Origin of the sequence: Amycolatopsis sp. NBC_00355, assembly GCF_036104975.1 — a bacterium.
In the GTDB taxonomy this organism is placed as follows: domain Bacteria; phylum Actinomycetota; class Actinomycetes; order Mycobacteriales; family Pseudonocardiaceae; genus Amycolatopsis.
In genome coordinates this window covers 9,376,018-9,389,452 of record NZ_CP107982.1, presented here as the reverse complement: position 1 = coordinate 9,389,452, position 13,435 = coordinate 9,376,018, and the positions used below count along the sequence as shown (strand labels likewise).

Here is a 13,435-nt window from a genome sequence, read left to right as displayed (position 1 = left end):
TTCGCGCACGGGGGCCGACGCGGCTACTTCGCCGCGTAGGTCCAGAACTCGCGCATCAGTTCGGTCGGCGCGGGGTCGGCGGCCTCGACCTGCGTCAGCAGCACCGTGACCGTGCCCGTGGCCGGGGTCAGGTGGGCGGCCGGGCCCGCGCCGGCGATCCAGCCGTAGCGGCCCGGCACCTGCCACGGCTGGACCGCGACCACGTCGACCGCGCCGCCGAACCCCCAGCCCAGGCCACGCAGGAACGGCCGCGCCGCCGCGCGTTGCGGGGCCGTCAGGTGGTCCGTCGTCAGCAGGCGCACCGATTCCGGCGTCAGCAGCCGGTGCCCGGACAGCAGGGCGCGGGCGAAGGCCAGGAGGTCGTCGGCCGTCGAGACCAGGCCGCCGCTGCCCGACGGGAACGTCGGCGGGCTGCTCCAGCGGCCCTCCGGCGCGTCGGCGAGCACGAGCCCCGCCGCGCTCCGCCGAAAGGCGCTGGTGAACCGGCCCAGCGCGGCGGTCGGCACCGAAAACCCGGTGTCGGCCATGCCGAGCGGCCCGAACAGCCGCTCCGCGAGGAACTCCGGCAGCGGCCGGCCCGTCACCCGCGCGATCAGCACCCCCAGCAGGTCCGCGCTCGTGGCGTAGAGCCACGCCTCCCCGGGCTGGCGCAGCAGCGGGACCTGGGCGAGCGCGGCCAGCCACTCGTCGGGCCCCCCGGCCCGCACCGGCCCGGCCGGGTGGCCGAGCACCTGGAACAGCAGGTCGACGGCGGGCAGCTCCGGGTCGGCCGCGAGGCCGTAGCCGCACCGCGACGTCAGCAGGTCTTCGACGGTGATCGGCCGCACCGCGGGCACGACGTCGTCGACCGGCCCGGCCGGCGTCCGGACGACCACCGGGTCCGCCAGCTCGGGCAGCCACCGCGCGACCGGATCGGTCAGCCCGAGTTCGCCGTCGTCGACGAGCAGCAGAACAGCGGCGGCCACGATCGGCATCGTCAGGGCCCCGATGCGGAAGAGCGAGTCGCGCGCGATCGGCACGGTCCCGCCGGCGTCGGCCGAGCCCACCGCGGCCACCTCCACCTGCCCGCCGCGGGCCACGAGCGCCACCGCGCCGGGCAGGTCACCGGCGTGCCGGGCCAGCACATCGGAGAGCGAGTCCACGTCAATCCCCCGGGTCGATAGCGTGACGGGCCTGCAGAGTGGAGAGCGTATCCACGTCAGTCCCCCAGGTGATCACGCGGCGAGCCGGTTGTGCGGCAAGCGCGCCACACGCAGCCCGCCGGGTGATCGCGTGACGGGCCGGCACCGCGGCGAGCAAATCCGCCTCAGACCGCCAGGTGATCGCACGGCGAGCCGGCACCGCGGCGAACGCGCCACACGCAGCCCGCCGGGTGATCGAGTGATGGACCGGCGGCGCGGCGAGCGAATCCGCCTCAGGCCGCCGGGTGATCACGCGGCGAGCCGGCAACGCAACGCGGGAGGCCGCGGCACTCCAGGCCGGTGGTGCGGCGAGCGGGTCCACGATCAGTCCACCGGGTTGATCGCGCGCAGCCGCCGGGGGCCGGTGTCGGGCCGGGACGGTGGTGGGCCCAGCACCAGGCGGGCGTTCGCGACGAACGCGCCGTCGGGCGAGGCCAGGATCGGGTCCAGCGTCAGCGACCGCACCTCGGGGTTGTCCTCGGCGAGCGCGGCCACGCGCAGCACCATGTCCTGCAGCGCGGCGAGGTCGGCGGGCTCGTCGCCGCGGTAGCCGGTGAGCAGCGGGGCCGTCCGCGGCTCGCGCAGCAGCGTCGCCGCGTCGACGTCGGTGACCGGCACCGCCCGGTAGGCCCGGTCCCCCAGCAGCGTGCTGACCAGGCCGGACAGCCCGAACGACACGAGCGAGCCGAACGACGGGTCGTCCTGCAGCCCGATCACGCACGACAGGCCCTTCGGCGCCATCTGCTGCACGTACACGTCGTCCTCGCCGGAGATCTCGCGCAGCACCGCGTAAGCCGTTCGCACCGAGTCCTCCGACGCCAGGTCGAGCCGCACCCCGGCGAGGTCGGGCCGGCCGCGCAGCCGCTCGTCGACCGCCTTGAGCGTCACCGGGTAGCCGAGTTCGGCCGCCGCCGCGACCGCGTCGTCCACAGTGGACACCACGCGGAACGGCACCACGTCGATGCCGTAACACCCCAGCAGCCGCACGACATCAGTGTCCGGCAGCAGGATCGCCTTGCCGTCCTCGGCGTCCAGCAGCTCGCGCACGATCACCTGCGCCTGCTCGGTGTGGATCCCCGACGGCCGCACCAGTGTCCCTTGTGGACGCTGCCGCCACGCCGCGTACCGGACGACCTTCGCCAGCGCGTTCACCGCGCGCTCCGGGCTCGGGTACGACGGGATCGAGCCGCGGCTGGCCACGCCGTCCTCCGAAAGCACGGCGAGCTCGTCCGGGACGCCTTCGGCGGCGAGGAACGTCGAGACGATCGGCTTGCGCTGCCCCAGTTCGACGACGGTCTCCCGCAGAGCGCGCGCGTACGCCGTGCCGGGGATCGCCACCGGCGGCGCGAACACGACGACCAGCGCGTCGGTGTCCGGCGAGGTCAGGGCGTCCCCCACCGCCTTGGCGAAGTCCTCCGGACCGGCCTGCGGGCCGACGTCGACCGGGTCCGACGCCAGCCGCAGCCCCTGCGCGCGGGCGGTATCGGCGGCGAGCAGCCCGATCGCGCTGGAGTTGCCGACGATGGCGATCCGCGGCCCGGCGGGCAGCGGCTGGTGCGCGAAGACGAGGGCGGTGTCGAACAGCTGCGCCAGCGACTCGACCCGGACGACCCCGGCCTGCTCGAACAGGGCCTGGACGCTGACCTCGTCGATCTCGGTGGACGTCGCCGCCAGCTGCGAGCGGACCGCGTGGCGCCCCGACTTCACCGCGACGATCGGCTTCGTCCGGCCCAGCCGCCGCGCCAGCCGCGCGAACTTGCGCGGGTTGCCGAAGGACTCCAGGTACAGCAGCACGAGATCGGTGTCCGGGTCGGTTTCCCAGTACTGCAGCAGGTCGTTGCCGGAGACGTCGGCGCGGTTGCCCGCCGAGACGAACGTCGACAGGCCGAGCCCGCGCGCTTCGGCGTCGGCCAGGATCGCGGTGCCCAGCGCGCCGGACTGGCAGAAGAACCCGGTGCGGCCGCGGCCCGGCAACCGCGGCGCGAGGGTGGCGTTGAGCCGGATGCCGGGCGCGGTGTTCAGCACGCCGAGCGCGTTCGGGCCGACGACGCGCATGCCGTGCGCCCGGGCCTCGCCGACCAGCCGCAGCTCGGCGTGCAGGCCGTGCGGGCCCGCCTCGCCGAAGCCGCCGGAGACGATCAGCAGGGTCTTCACGCCCTTGGCCAGGCAAGCGTCCAAAACGGACTCGACGGCTTCGGCCGGCACGGCGACGAGCGCCAGGTCGACCGAGTCCGGGATGTCGAGCACCGACGGGTAGGCGCGCACGCCGCGCACCGAGCGGTGCTCGGGGTTGACCGGGTAGACGGTGCCGGTGAACGCGGCGGCGAGGAGGTTCACGAAGGCGACGTGACCGACCTTGCCCGGGTCGGTGGACGCGCCGATCACCGCGACCGACGTCGGGTGCAGCAGGTTGTGCACGCTGCGTGCCTCGGCGGCCTGCTCGCGGGAGCGGGCGACCGCGAGGGACTCCTCGGTCGGGTCGATGTCGAACTCCAGGTGCAGTACACCCTCTTCGATCTCGCGGCTGACCTGGTAACCGGCGTCGCGGAAGACGCGGACCATCGCAGCGTTCTCGGCGAGCACCTCGGCGACGAACCGGCGCAGCCCGCACTCCGACGCGGCCGCGGCGAGGTGTTCCAGCAGGATCGAGCCGAGACCACGGCCCTGGTGCACGTCGCTGACCACGAAGGCCACCTCGGCCGACGGCCCGCTGTCCAGCCGCTCGTACCGGCCGACCGCGACGATGTCGTCGCCGAGGAACGCGGCGAAGGCGACCCGGTCGTGGTGGTCGACGGTGGAGAACCGCTTCAGGTCCTTCTCCGGGATCCGCGGGTAGGCGCCGAAGTAGCGGAAATAGCGGGTGCGCTCGGAGAGCTTGCCGTGGAAGGAGACCAGGCCGTCGGCGTCGGTCGGGAGCACCGGACGCAGGTGGACGGTGCCGCCGTCGGACAGCACGACGTCGGCCTCCCAGTCGCGGGGGTAGTCGAAGGGGTCCCGTCCGGCCATGGTCACTCAGTCCCTGGGGTCGTCGGGATCCAAGCCGTGCAAGGGGAAGACGGCTCGGCGGGTGTCCCGGACGGCGATGTCGACCGGGTCGTCTTCGCCGTCGCCCCACGGCTTGAACTCCGTGTCGCGGTCGTCGGTCATGGCCCGCGGCAGCTCGGCGTTCGGCGCCGCCTTGCCGACGGTCGACACCCAGCCGGGCGGCAACGGCGTCGCCGGGTCGACGTCCCGGTCGAGGACGGTGGCGATCAGGTGCGTCCACGACCGCGGGACCACCCGGATCAGCTGGTACCCGCCCCCGCCGACGGCGATCCACTTGCCGCCCGCGTAGGTGTTGGCGAGCTCCCGCAGGGTGGTGTAGATGGTCCGGTGGCCGTCGACGGACAGCGAGAGGTCCGCGAGCGGGTCCTCCTCATGGGAGTCGACGCCGCACTGGGTGAACAGCAGCTGCGGCTCGAAGTCGGCCAGCAGCGACGGGACGACGGCGTTGAACGCCCGCAACCACCCGGGGTCCTGGGTGCGCGGCGGCAGCGGCACGTTGACCGCGGTGCCGTCGGCCTTGCCGCGGCCGGTCTCGGCCGAGTAGCCGGTGCCGGGCCAGAGCGTGAAGGGGTGCTGGTGCATCGAGATCGTCAGGACGCGCGGGTCGTCGTAGAACGCGGCCTGGACGCCGTCGCCGTGGTGGACGTCGGTGTCGATGTAGGCGATCCGCTCGAAGCCGTGGTCGAGCAGCCACGAGATCGCGACGGCGCAGTCGTTGTAGACGCAGAACCCGGACGCCTGGTCCCGCATCGCGTGGTGCAGCCCACCGGCGATGTTGACCGCCCGGGTGGCCTCGCCCTCGGCGATCTTGCGCGCGGCCAGCAGCGTCGAGCCGACGACCAGCGCGGAGGCGTCGTGCATGTCGCTGAAGACGGGGTTGTCGGAGGTCCCGAGCCCGTGCCCGACATCCCACCCGACGAGCGGCGCCTCCCGCACGGCGGCCAGGTATTCGGGCGCGTGGATCCGCAGGAGCTCCTCGTCCCCGGCGGCGGACGGGACGAGCAGTTCGACGCCGTCGAGCACGCCGAGTTCGGTGGCCAGCCGGACGGTCAGTTCCAGCCGGACGGGGTTGAACGGGTGATCCCCGCCCAGGTCGTAACCCAGCAGGGAGGAGTCCCACACGACAGCCGGCGCCATACGCCCGACTGTAGTGCCGATCGCAGCGGTTCGCGGCCCCGAAGAGCCCGGCACCGCCTCACGGAACCCGCCGGGCACGGGCCCGCCGCAGGTCGCGGCGATCACGGCCGGGAGGACCCGGCGTGGTCACGCACCCGCAGGCCGCGGCGAACGTGCCCGGCCGGGCCGCTACCAGCCGCCAGGCATCTGGGGAACCGTGCTCGGCCGGCCGCCTTCCGTCGACCGAACCCTCGGGGCCGACGTCGTGCTCCGAAGGTCGTGAAGGCCTTACCGGCCGGAAGAGCCGGCAAGGAGGCCTTCACGGCTTTCGGACGTGGGCGGGTTCAGCCGGGGAGGTCGCCTGTTGCGGCTGGGCGGTCCGGGTTGCGGGACCAGTGGGACCACGAGCCCGCGTACAGGCCCGCGCCCGGGTGGCCGGCGATCTCCAGGGCCAGCACCACCGAACTCGCCGTCACCCCCGAGCCGCAGTACGCGCCGACCGGTTCTCCGGGGCGCAGGCCCAGGCCGGCGAAGCGGTCGGCCAGTTCCTCCGGTGTGTGCCAGCGGCCGTCGGCGGTCGTGTGGCCGGCGAACGGGGCGTTCACCGCGCCCGGGATGTGGCCCGCTCGGGGATCCACCGGCTCCGTTTCGCCTGTGTAGCGCGCTGCGGCCCGGGCGTCGAGCAGCAGGCCGTCGCGGGCCAGCGCGGCCGCCTCGTCGGCGTCCAGGACCGGCATGCCGCCCGGCCGGACCTCGATGTCCCCCGGCTCCGGGCGCGCCGGCTCGGTGTCGACCTCGTGACCGTCCGTGGTCCACGCCGCGTAACCGCCGTCGAGGACCGCGACGTCGTCGTGGCCCGCCCAGCGCAGCAGCCACCAGGCCCGCGCCGCCACCGAACCGTCGGCGTCGTCGTAGACCACCACCGGGCCGCCGTCGCGCACGCCGGCCGCGCGGAGGTCCCGCTGCAGGTCCACGGGGTCGGGCAACGGGTGCCGGCCGCCCTCGCCCGGCTCGGCCGCGAGCACGTGGTCGAGGTCGGTGAAGACCGCGCCGGGCAGGTGACCGTCCCGGTAGGACTCGGCCCCCGGCGGGCCGGTGAGCCGCCAGCGGACGTCGAGGACGACGGGCCGGTCGCCGGCCGGGCCGGCCAGTGCGGCGGCGAGGTCGGTGGTGCTGATCAGCGAGCGCATACCTCCCATCTTGCAGCGGTCCGCGGCCCCGATCCGCCCGGGCCGGACATTTCCACCGCCGGTGAGTTGTTATCCCCAGGCCCGCCGCCGCTGCCGGGGCCAACGACTACGATGAGCAACGCGGACGAAGGGGACAGCGTGAACGATCTCATCGACACCACCGAGATGTACTTGCGTACGATCTACGAACTCGAAGAAGAAGGTGTCGTCCCGCTGCGCGCCCGGATCGCCGAGCGCCTGCAGCAAAGCGGTCCGACCGTGAGCCAGACCGTCGCCCGGATGGAGCGCGACGGACTGGTCGTGGTCGCCGACGACCGGCACCTCCAGCTCACCGACCACGGCCGGGAACTGGCGATCGCCGTCATGCGCAAGCACCGCCTGGCCGAACGCCTCCTCGTCGACGTCATCGGGCTCGAGTGGGAGCACGTGCACAACGAGGCCTGCCGCTGGGAACACGTGATGAGCGAGGCCGTCGAGCGCAAGCTCGTCAAGCTGCTCGACCACCCGACCACCTCCCCCTACGGCAACCCGATCCCCGGTCTGGACAAGCTGGGCGACGGCGATCCCGCGCCGCCCGCGGAGGCCGACCTCGTCCGGCTCGACGAGTTCGCCCGCACCGGCGGCGGCCGGGTCGAGATCCGGCGCATCGCCGAGCACGTCCAGCTGGACGAGTCGCTGATGACCGAGCTCAAGTCCGTCGGGATCGTGCCGGGCGGCACGGTCGTCATCGGCAAGGCCAACGGCAGCACCATCGAGGTCACCGGCGGCGACAACACCGCGCAGGTCTCCACCTCCGCACTGCACGCCGTCCTGGCGCAGGCCAGGTGAGCCCGGCCTCGGAGGCCGCGGCGGCGTTCCGCACGGTGCACGGCGGCACGCCGGCCGGCGTGTGGTCGGCGCCCGGCCGGGTGAACCTGATCGGCGAGCACACCGACTACAACGACGGCTTCGTGCTGCCCTTCGCGTTGCCGCACCGCCTGGCCGCGGCGGCGTCGCCCCGGGAGGACGGCGTCCTGTCCGTGGCCACGCTCGGTGACGACGGGCAGCTCCAGCGTTCCGGCGAGCTCACGATCGCCGACCTGGAACCCGGCAGGGTCGACGGGTGGGCCGCGTACCCGGCGGGGGTCGCCTGGGTGCTGCGCGACCAGGGCTTCACGGCCGGGGCGAACCTGGTCATCGCCGGCGACGTGCCGTCGGGCGCCGGGCTGTCCTCCTCCCACGCGCTCGAGTGCGCGGTGTCGCTGGCGCTGCTGGGCCTGGCCGGCCTGGAGATCGACGGAACCGACGAGCGCGTCCCGGCCCGGCCCGAGGTGGCCCGGTGGGTGCAGCGCTCGGAAAACGACTTCGTCGGCGCGCCGACCGGCCTGCTCGACCAGACGGCGTCGCTGTGCTGCACCGAGTCCCACGTGCTGTTCCTGGACGTGCGGTCGGGCGAGCAGGAGCAGGTGCCGTTCGGGCTGGCCGAGGCCGGGCTGCAGGTGCTGATCATGGACACCCGCACCAAGCACTCGCACGCCGAAGGCGGGTACGGCGAGCGGCGGCGGGGCACCGAACGGGCGGCCGAGCTGCTCGGGCTGAAGGCCCTGCGCGACATCACGGCCGAAGGCCTCGCCGACGCGCTCGACCGGCTCCCGGCCGACCTGGCGCCGCTGGTGCGGCACGTGGTCACCGAGAACCAGCGGGTGCTCGACGTCGTCGCGCTGCTGCGCGAGGGCAGGATCGCCGAGATCGGCCCGTACCTGGACGCTTCGCACGTCAGCATGCGTGACGACTACCGGATCTCCACGGCCGAGCTGGACCTCGCGGTCGACTCGGCGCGCGAGGCCGGCGCGCTCGGCTCGCGGATGACCGGCGGCGGCTTCGGCGGCTCGGCGATCGCATTGGTCCGCGACGCCGACCTGGCCGGGGTCAAGGCGGCGGTGGACGCGGCGTTCGAAAAGGCCGGCTACCGGCGGCCGCGGACGTTCACCGCGGTCCCGTCCCGCGGCGCCGGGCGCGACGAGGTCTGAGCCCGGGCGGGGACAACCCCCGCCCGGGCCCGCACGTCCCCGAGGGGGAAGACTGTGGCGCACAGTCACCCTCGGCAGGAAGGCTTGGACGTGTCGGAGCAGAGCAACGCCCTGAAACTGGTCGTGACGGGCGGAGCGGGGTACGTCGGCAGCGTCTGCGCCGCCCGGCTCGTCGAGGCCGGGCACCAGGTCACAGTGGTCGACGACCTGTCCACCGGGCACGCCGACGCCGTCCACCCGGACGCGCGGTTCATCGAGGGTGACGCTGCCGAGGTGGCGGGCAGCCTGCTTCGCGAGGGCTTCGACGGCGTGCTGCACTTCGCGGCGAAGTCGCTGGTCGGCGAGTCGATGACCGATCCGACGAAGTACTGGGAAGGCAACGTCGTCACGTCGTTGCGGCTGCTCGAGGCCATGCACGAGCACGGCACGCCGCGCCTGGTGTTCTCCTCGACCGCGGCGACCTACGGCGAGCCGGAGTCCTCGCCGATCGCGGAGTCCGCGCCGACCCGGCCGACCAACACCTACGGCGCCACGAAGCTGGCCATCGACCACGCGATCACCACCTTCGCCGGCGCGCACGGCCTGGCCGCGGTGAGCCTGCGGTACTTCAACGTCGCCGGCGCGTACGGCGCCCTCGGCGAGCGCCACGCCACGGAAACCCATCTCATCCCTCTCGTTCTGCAGGTCGCCACGGGCGACCGCGAGCGCATCCAGATCTTCGGCGACGACTACCCGACGCCGGACCACACCGCCGTCCGCGACTACATCCACGTCGTGGACCTCGCGGACGCCCACCTGCTGGCGCTGAAGCACGCGACAGCCGGCGAGCACCGCATCTACAACCTGGGCAACGGCACCGGGTTCTCCGTTCTCGAGGTGATCGAGGCCTGCCGCGAGGTCACCGGCCATGCCGTGCCGGCCGCGGTGGCGCCGCGCCGCGCGGGCGACCCGTCGGTGCTCGTCGCGGCCAGCGACCGGGCCCGCGAGGAGCTCGGCTGGAAGCCGGAGCGCACCGACCTGACGGGCATCGTGCGCGACGCGTGGACGTTCACCCAGTCGCGGCGCGCGGCCCAGAGCTGACGGTGGGGTGGCGCTCGGCGGCGAGCGGGCGCCACGATCATGCCGGATGCTTTGCGGGCAGCATCTAAAACTACTTAGTTGCTCCATGACAATTATTAAGTGCAGTGAGCCTGAACGCGCCACAGCAAGATCAAATATCTAATCACGAGTAGATCGATCTTCAACCTTTAGAGTGAATATTCATGCCCGACGGGCAGTCGATCGACTGAACATGATCATTGCATTGGCCAATGCAATGTCGCCACCTGTGCAGTAAAGGTGCAGGCCGCCGCCGAACAACTGACCGAGATCAGCGCCAGTCAGCGAACAGACGGCTCACTGACTGCTCACACCCAGGCAGGGCAAGTGTGCCACGCAGTTGATCTAACGCAGAAAATCTTCATCGAAGACGTACGCTGAGGACGAACGCAAGACATAGAAGTGGGTATAACCAGCTCGCCACGCATGGGCAGCGCAGCGAGCACTCTCCCACGAAGGGCCACAACGTATGGCACAGGACGATGAGCAGGACCGTGATCCCGCTTCTGAGCCACCGAGGCGACGCCTCCTCGCACGCAGGACTCCACGGGCCTCACAACGCAGCCTCGCAGACATACCACCGCAGGCAGCAGACGGCACCCATTTCGAAAATGACACGGACATGCAGAGAGACTGCGAACTTCGTGACGCCATTCTCAGGCAGGGGTTCGACAGCGTCCTGTGGAGCCGGCTCGCGGGTGAGCTCGCCGAGTACGGAGTAGGTGTCATCACTGCTTGGATCCACAGCGGAGAGATATATGCTCTCTGCAAAAAGTTCGCTTGGCTCGTCAGTCCACTTGCCCCTCCTCCCGATGATGACGAACGAGGGTCACTCTCCCACGACACGGTGCTCGATGGAATCGCACTCTTCCAGCGTGATGGCCTAATCAAACGGAAGTGGGATCCGACGAGCGGCGCACGCCTTACCACATACTTCATCAACGCGTGCATCCTCAGCTTTCCCAATAACTGTCGCAAGATCGCAACAGCTCGCAAGTACATACCCCCACCTGTTGACAACACCACGCTGAACGAACCGATGGACTTGGCCGCAGATGGCGCAGTCCTCGACTGGATGGATGCCTGGTCAGCCTTCAGCGACCTCCCCAACAATGAGATCAAGAAAGCCGTGCTCTACCGAGCCCTTGGCTACAACTTTGTCGAGATTGCCGAACTGTTCACCGCTTCCGGAACACCGACCACCCCCGGAGCCGTCCGCGCCAAGATCAACCGCCAGCACCGACGGTCCGGCATCGCCTGGCCCGGAGGGACGACATCATGACTCGTGAAGCTCCCATGGTCACTGTTACCTCTGTCCTTAACTCTGACGACCTGATCAGCCGTTCATCTCTTGGGCGAGCAGGAGCACGTTCGATCTGTCGGCACGCGGATCCGGCACTCGCGGCATCGGTAGCCGAACACGCTCTCTCGCAGCCGGCGCCGAAGTTCAAGACCATGTCTCACACAAGGGACTACCGCACTCCGAATTCGTTGCCTCGTCCTGCAGGACATCTGACCAAAGAAGACCTCGAACCTCTAGTCAAAGACGCGGGCGAGGGCAACCCGTCCGCGATCCACACCCTACTGAAGATGATCGAGCCCGTGGTCGTGCGGTACTGCCGCGCTCGTATGGGGGGACGAGACCTCTCTTACCTTTCAGCCGACGACGTCGCACAGGAAGTCTGCCTCGCCATACTGAAGGCCCTACCGGACTACCAGGACAAGGGTGGCTCCTTTCTTTACCTTATCCATGCGATCGCGGCCAATAAGGTCGCAGACGCCTATCGCGCCATTGCTCGCGACCGCTCCGAGCCCGTCGCTGAACATCCGGAACGCCCGCTGATTGACAACGAGCCCGAATCTCGCTCTCTCCAATTCGATCTCGGCGCCCGCCTTGGTCGACTGCTCACCTCGCTTCCCCGCGTGCAGCAGGAAATTCTCACGTTGCGCATAGCAGTCGGCCTCTCGGCAACTGAAACCGCGGAAGCGCTGGGAATCTCACCCGGGGCCGTGCGGGTCACGCAACATCGCGCCCTCACCCGCCTCCGCGGCATGATCCGCGACGAAGAATTTTAGATTCACAGCTCAGATCAAGTTCGACAGGCCCTTCCATCAGGAGATCCTCTGTGACAATTCCTTACCTCATACCTGTCGCACCTCGCCGGCGATGTGGATCGGCAGGAGTTTCCGCTATCGTGGTCCTGCTCATCACGCTGACTTTTGTCACCACACTTGTCTTCGCCGGCGAGTCACTCGCCATTGCAACTGCCGCTACCGCAACCCTGCTCGACGCAGCAACACGTTTCTGGGAACGTCAGGCACAAAACAGCCCGGGCGATGCAGTCTTATGCGCATACTTTGGGACGCAAAGGATCTATCGGCCCTGAGTCGATACCTCGACCACAGGCTTCGATTTAGCGGCCGAAACCGATTTCCACAGAGTACCCACCAGCACATGGGCCGCCGCTTGGCCAGGCGGCGGAACAAGCACCTTGTGCCGAGTTCGCAGAAGCGCGCAGCCACTCGCCGGGTGCGAGACCGCGGACCACGGGCTAGTCCTTGGACACCCTGTCCGCAGAGCGAGACCTGAATACTAGACCGTGCCTCAGAACGGCGGTTGCTCCGCGGGTTCCAGACCGAAGCCCGTGACGCCCTCCGAGCCCGCGGCCACCGCCAGGCCCAGCAGGAACTCCGGGGGCGTTCCGTGGTCCAGGACCCTCGTCAGCAGACCGGCCAGCAGGTGGTCCGGGGCCGCATCGAGGGCGTTGTCCAGGGCCATGCCCGCGAACGCCCCGTCGCCGCGCATGAAAGCCGTGTAGCCCAGCAAGGCCGCCGCTTCGGCTCGTTCGGGGGCCGGGAGTTCCCGGACCAGGGTCAGCCAGAGGCGCTCGGCCTCACGCGCCGCCGGGCCGCGGGGTGGGACGGCCATCGTCAGGCACACGTCGCGGATTTCGGTGATCGTCAAGGCGCACGCCAGCCGGACCGCCTCGGCGTCCGTCGGCGGGCCTTCGCCGCGACGCTGCCGGTCGAACGCGGCGCGGACCTCCGCGGCCGCGTCGGCGACGCGGGTCGCTTCGGGCCACGGTGGTTCCGAGAGCCGGGACAGTTCCCCGGACCGGCGGGCCACCGCTTCCGGCGAGCGCGGCGCGAGCTGCGCGAGCATTTCCTCACGGCTGCCGAACACCACCGTGCCGCTCTCGGTGGCGGCCGCCGCGACCACCGTCGACCGGGGGTCGGGCAGTTCACCGTGACAGTCTTCGCCGGAGTAGCAGGCCCAGGGGGCGCCGGTCGCGATGTCGGCGGCCCACAGCGCGTGCAGCACCGGGATGCCGTGCTCGGCGAAGGCGTCCGCCAGCTCGGTGATGAAACCCGCGTGCGGCGGCGGGGCGCCGGGTCTTCGCTCACCGCCGATGATCGCCAGGGTCACGCCGATGTGCTCGGCGACGGTGAACCGGGGTGCGAGCGCCCGGGCTTGGCGGGCGCGCTCGGCACCGGGCGGGAGGTCGGCGCGCATCACCAGGCCGATGCGCTTGCCGCCCGGCGGGCAGTGGCCGAGCAGGACGACCGAGGCACCGGGCCGGAAGCCGAGCAGGTACGGGAGCGCGGCCAGCAGCTGCGCTGGATCGTCGAGGCTGACCGGCGGCCGGCCGGTCGGGGTGGAGGTGGTCATGCCTCCACCGTGGGGCAGGACGGGGCCGGGTGGGGCGGTGACGGCGAATCTGTGGATGGCCGGGAGCGATGTGGACAAGAGGCGCTCCGGACCGGCCGGAGTGGCGGTTCCTGTCGGTGGGGCGGG

At 71.1% G+C, this 13,435-nt stretch carries 12 protein-coding genes; 6 read left to right on the top strand and 6 right to left on the bottom strand.

The window, feature by feature from the left end:
- Nucleotides 1-23: 23 nt before the first annotated feature.
- From OHS18_RS43670 to OHS18_RS43650, 5 genes are all read right to left on the bottom strand, one after another.
- Nucleotides 24-1,142, bottom strand: coding sequence for a serine hydrolase domain-containing protein (locus OHS18_RS43670; RefSeq protein ID WP_328614760.1), 1,119 nt, complete (start codon nt 1,140-1,142; stop codon nt 24-26).
- Between the two features lies 1 nt (nt 1,143).
- Entirely contained in the window at nt 1,144-1,503 is a 360-nt protein-coding gene (locus tag OHS18_RS43665; RefSeq protein WP_328614759.1) for a hypothetical protein, read from the bottom strand.
- A 2-nt stretch (nt 1,504-1,505) separates the two neighbouring features.
- A complete protein-coding gene (locus tag OHS18_RS43660) occupies nt 1,506-4,187 on the bottom strand; it encodes a bifunctional acetate--CoA ligase family protein/GNAT family N-acetyltransferase (protein ID WP_328442684.1) in 2,682 nt (893 codons plus the stop codon).
- Nucleotides 4,188-4,193: 6 nt separating this feature from the next.
- Entirely contained in the window at nt 4,194-5,363 is a 1,170-nt protein-coding gene (locus tag OHS18_RS43655; RefSeq protein ID WP_328614758.1) for an acetoin utilization protein AcuC, read from the bottom strand.
- A 323-nt stretch (nt 5,364-5,686) separates the two neighbouring features.
- Entirely contained in the window at nt 5,687-6,532 is an 846-nt protein-coding gene (locus OHS18_RS43650; RefSeq protein WP_328614757.1) for a sulfurtransferase, read from the bottom strand.
- A 111-nt stretch (nt 6,533-6,643) separates the two neighbouring features.
- Between OHS18_RS43650 and OHS18_RS43645 the strand changes: the two genes are divergently transcribed.
- The 6 genes from OHS18_RS43645 to OHS18_RS43620 all read left to right on the top strand — a co-directional run bounded on the left by OHS18_RS43645 (nt 6,644) and on the right by OHS18_RS43620 (nt 12,026).
- Complete coding sequence (locus OHS18_RS43645; protein WP_305879379.1) at nt 6,644-7,360, top strand: metal-dependent transcriptional regulator; 717 nt, start codon at nt 6,644-6,646, stop codon at nt 7,358-7,360.
- Nucleotides 7,357-8,541 (top strand): galactokinase, encoded by a 1,185-nt coding sequence (gene galK, locus OHS18_RS43640; RefSeq protein WP_328614756.1) that lies wholly within the window; start codon nt 7,357-7,359, stop codon nt 8,539-8,541. The genes OHS18_RS43645 and galK overlap by 4 nt, the downstream gene beginning before the upstream one ends.
- 90 nt (nt 8,542-8,631) lie before the next feature.
- Nucleotides 8,632-9,621, top strand: coding sequence for a UDP-glucose 4-epimerase GalE (galE, locus tag OHS18_RS43635; RefSeq protein WP_328442688.1), 990 nt, complete (start codon nt 8,632-8,634; stop codon nt 9,619-9,621).
- Nucleotides 9,622-10,261: 640 nt separating this feature from the next.
- On the top strand, nt 10,262-10,921 hold the full coding sequence (locus tag OHS18_RS43630; RefSeq protein WP_328614755.1) for a hypothetical protein: 660 nt from the start codon (nt 10,262-10,264) through the stop codon (nt 10,919-10,921).
- Nucleotides 10,922-11,094: 173 nt separating this feature from the next.
- Nucleotides 11,095-11,715 (top strand): RNA polymerase sigma factor ShbA, encoded by a 621-nt coding sequence (gene shbA, locus OHS18_RS43625; protein ID WP_328618682.1) that lies wholly within the window; start codon nt 11,095-11,097, stop codon nt 11,713-11,715.
- Nucleotides 11,716-11,834: 119 nt separating this feature from the next.
- Nucleotides 11,835-12,026: a hypothetical protein gene (locus OHS18_RS43620; RefSeq protein WP_328614754.1), complete on the top strand. Its 192-nt coding sequence runs from the start codon at nt 11,835-11,837 to the stop codon at nt 12,024-12,026.
- 218 nt (nt 12,027-12,244) lie between these two features.
- Here OHS18_RS43620 and OHS18_RS43615 read toward each other — a convergent pair whose 3' ends face one another.
- On the bottom strand, nt 12,245-13,309 hold the full coding sequence (locus OHS18_RS43615) for a DUF4192 domain-containing protein (protein WP_328614753.1): 1,065 nt from the start codon (nt 13,307-13,309) through the stop codon (nt 12,245-12,247).
- Nucleotides 13,310-13,435: the final 126 nt, after the last annotated feature.